Annotated in this window: 2 protein-coding genes and 1 pseudogene; all 3 read right to left on the bottom strand. The window is 57.4% G+C overall.

The window, feature by feature from the left end; all coding sequences use genetic code 11:
- Positions 1-55: 55 nt before the first annotated feature.
- Positions 56-1,957, bottom strand: a complete 1,902-nt coding sequence (locus QVO51_RS02160; RefSeq protein ID WP_022357047.1) for an endo-1,4-beta-xylanase — start codon at positions 1,955-1,957, stop codon at positions 56-58.
- 272 nt (positions 1,958-2,229) lie between these two features.
- Entirely contained in the window at positions 2,230-3,255 is a 1,026-nt protein-coding gene (tsaD, locus tag QVO51_RS02155) for a tRNA (adenosine(37)-N6)-threonylcarbamoyltransferase complex transferase subunit TsaD (RefSeq protein WP_022357046.1), read from the bottom strand.
- Positions 3,256-3,261: 6 nt separating this feature from the next.
- Positions 3,262-3,443, bottom strand: a pseudogene (locus QVO51_RS02150) (hypothetical protein); the annotation flags it as partial.

Raw genomic sequence — 3,443 nt, 5'->3', positions numbered from 1 at the left:
ACAGCGGACTGCTCCGAAAGGAACAGTCCGCTTTGTGTGTGGGGTGGAACAGGACTTATGCGTCCTCGTCCGTCAGATGTGCCAGCTGGCGGCAAACTGCGGTAATGTCAGTGGAATCCACACTGCCGTCCTGGTTGTAGTCTCCGTTTGCAACGCCCTGTACCGTGATCTTCGCGGTGTCATCCTGTGCTACATAACGAGCCAGAAGCACTGCGTCATTGATCTCTACCACGCCGTTGCAGTCCACGTCTCCTGCCAGGAAATCGCCGCTGGGAGCAGTGGTTGCAGCAGTGGTTGTGGTCGTAGTGGTAGTTGTGGTAGTATCCTGGGGAGCGGTGGTTACCGGTTCCAGACCGTCCACGATGGAGTAGTATGCGGGTTTTGCCTTGAAGTCCTTGTCGAACAGCAGGGGCAGCTGACTTGCACGCCAGCTCTGGTCGTCCGTAACGCCCCAGAAGACTACAGCGGAGATACTGTCGGAATATTCCACCAGTGCGTCCATAATATCGCTGTAAATCTGCGCCTGGGTTTCCAGACCTGCCTCACTGGTGTCGCTGGTGGTGATGTCCAGCTCTGTTACCTGGATATCCAGACCCAGTGCCGCAAACTTTTCCAGCGCCTTCTTATACTGTGCTGCGGAGGGGAAGTTGGTTGCCAGGTGGGACTGCATGCCGATACCGTCGATCAGTCCCTTTGCCTTCAGATCCGTTGCCATTTCGCAGATGGCGTTGGTCTTACCGTCAATGTACTCGTTGTAGTCGTTATAGTACAGCTTGCAGCCCTCGGGTGCATACTGTCTTGCGAACTTGAATGCATACTCAATGAAGGAGTTGTCTCCGAACACCTGTACCCATGCGGAGTTGCCGTTGGAGGTGTTGTTGGAGCCTGCGGTACGGGGCTGTCCGCCGTCGGTCCAAGCCTCATTGACCACGTCCCAAGCGTAGAAATTCACAGTGGGATACTGCTCAGCCAGGGCTTCCATCACGTTCTTGATGTAGTTTTCCATACGCTGGATCATGACTTCCTTGGATACCCAGTCTCCGTCATCGCTGAAATTCTCCTTGAAGAACCAGTCCGGAGTCTGGCTGTGCCATACCAGGGTATGCCCTCTGACGGGAATGTTGTTGTCCCGGCAGTAGTTGAGCAGCGCCTTTGCGTTGGTCAGAGAGATCTGGGGATTGGTCTGATCCCCGCCATTTGCCTCCATATAGGCAAGGGTAGCCGCCTTGTCCAGGACGAAATCCGGCTTCAGCTCGTTGCCGAAGGTGATGCTTTCATTAAAGTGCCTTTCCACCAGTCCCATGAAGGGCTTGGATGCCAGGTTGGAGGATCCGATAGCAGTACCGATCTTGAAGTAGGGCCGGTATACGTCTGCCAGGGAAGCGATATCCTCTAACTCCACCTCGGGAGCCTCTGTGATGGTGAAATCATCCAGATAAATATTTGCGTTTGCGTCGCTTGCCTCAAAGTACAGATACCAGTCGGTGGTGTCTGCCGGGAAACTGAATTTCACGTTTTCATAGGCAGTCCATTCGCCTTGACTGGTCTGTCCCAGAATGTTGCCGTAGTGGGTATTGCCGTCAGCGTCCGTGTACTGCATGCTGAGGGTCAGGGTTGCGTACCAGGGTGTCATAGCGTAGGCGTTGACTACATATTCGGTGTTGGCTTCGATCAGATTGTCCAGCGCCAGCTGGGGCCCGTTCCAGTTTTTTGCACGGGTGCTGACGCACAGGGACTGACTGCCTCCGTGTGCCTGCTCGGTGGTCAGCTCCAGGGTCTCGTCCTCGCCTCTGCGGGTGAAGTCGAAGCTGTCCCCCTCAAAGTCGGTGCTGTAGATTACCTTGGTGTCTGCCGCAGCTGCGGCGGGTACTGTGGTCAGGTTGACTGCAGTGGCTGTTGCCAGCATGGCTGCACTGGTCAGCCCTGCCAACAGCTTTTTCGTGATGGATTTGCTCATGGTGTGTAACCTCCCTGTTTTGGGCGCAGCGGTTCAGTCTGCGCATGATTTGCGGCGGCACCTATTACATATGTACATGGTACCGTCCTTGTCGGCGGTCCCCTCGACTGCCTAACACAATTATTTTACCACATTTCGCCGATACTGTCAACGTGGACTTGCATCATTTTCTCCCATCCTTTTTGGTGATTTTGCCGGAGTTTCTTTCTGTCTCACCGCCACAGGCAAGCCCTGCTTGCAAAAAAGAGCATGCGTGCTGCATGCTCTGTTCGCTAGTTCAGGCTCTCCCCGATGTCCTCGATGGACAGGGTGGCAATGGCGTTCAGCTCCGGGCCGCCCCGCATGCCGGCAAGGTAGTTGAAATACCCCTGGCAGGCGATCATAGCTCCGTTGTCGCCGCACAGGGACAGGGGCGGCATATATAAGGTATACCCGGCCTTGTCACATGCCTCCGTCAGTGCCTGCCGCACCCCGGTATTGGCGCAGACGCCTCCTGCCGCCGCAATGGCGCGGTACCCCAGATCCCTTGCCGCCGCCATGGTCTTTTCCGTCAGCATCCCGGCGATCCGGTGCTGTACGCTGGCGGCAAGATCCGCCGACCGGAGGGACTCCCCCTTTTGCCGGGCGTTGTGGGCAAGATTGATGACTGCGGTTTTCAGCCCGGAAAAGCTCATATCATAGGCACTGCCTGCCACGGTGGGGCGAGGCAGAGCATACCCCTCCGGATTCCCCTCCCTGGCGGCACGGTCAATGTGCACGCCTCCCGGATAGGGGAATCCCAGCACCCGTGCGCATTTGTCAAAGCATTCCCCTGCCGCATCGTCCCGGGTTCTGCCGATGACCCGGAATTCCGTATGGCTCCGCACCTCGATGATATGGCTGTGACCGCCGCTTGCCACCAGACACAGATAGGGCGGCTCCAGGCTGGGGTGGGCAATGTAGTTGGCGGCAATGTGCCCGGAAATGTGATGCACCGGCACCAGGGGCTTTCCCGTTGCCATGGCAAGCCCCTTTGCGAAGCTGACCCCCACCAGCAGTGCCCCGATCAGCCCCGGCGCATAGGTCACTGCAATGGCGTCGATCTGCTCCAGGGTCACGTCCGCATCCCGCAGCGCCTGCCGTACCACCCCCAGCACATTCTCGCAGTGCCGCCGGGAGGCGATCTCCGGTACCACGCCTCCGTACAGCTTGTGCTCCTCGATCTGGGAGGACACCACGTTGGAGCGGATATCCCTGCCGTCCACCGCTACGCTGGCAGCGGTTTCGTCACAGGAGCTTTCAATTCCCAATATATACATGTCAGATCATCCTTTTTCTACATCTTTCCGCATGAGCAGTCCATCCTCATCCGGCTTGTGATAATACCGGGGGCGCACCCCCACCTGCCGGTATCCCAGGGACTGATACAGGGCGATGGCAGGGGCATTGCTCTGCCGCACCTCCAAAAAGTAGGCGGAAACCTGCCCCTCCATCCATGCCTCCATGG

The organism is Ruminococcus sp. CAG:379, from assembly GCF_000434255.1.
Classification (GTDB): domain Bacteria; phylum Bacillota; class Clostridia; order Oscillospirales; family Ruminococcaceae; genus Ruminococcus_F; species Ruminococcus_F champanellensis.
This window is presented reverse-complemented; position numbering and strand designations above follow the sequence as displayed.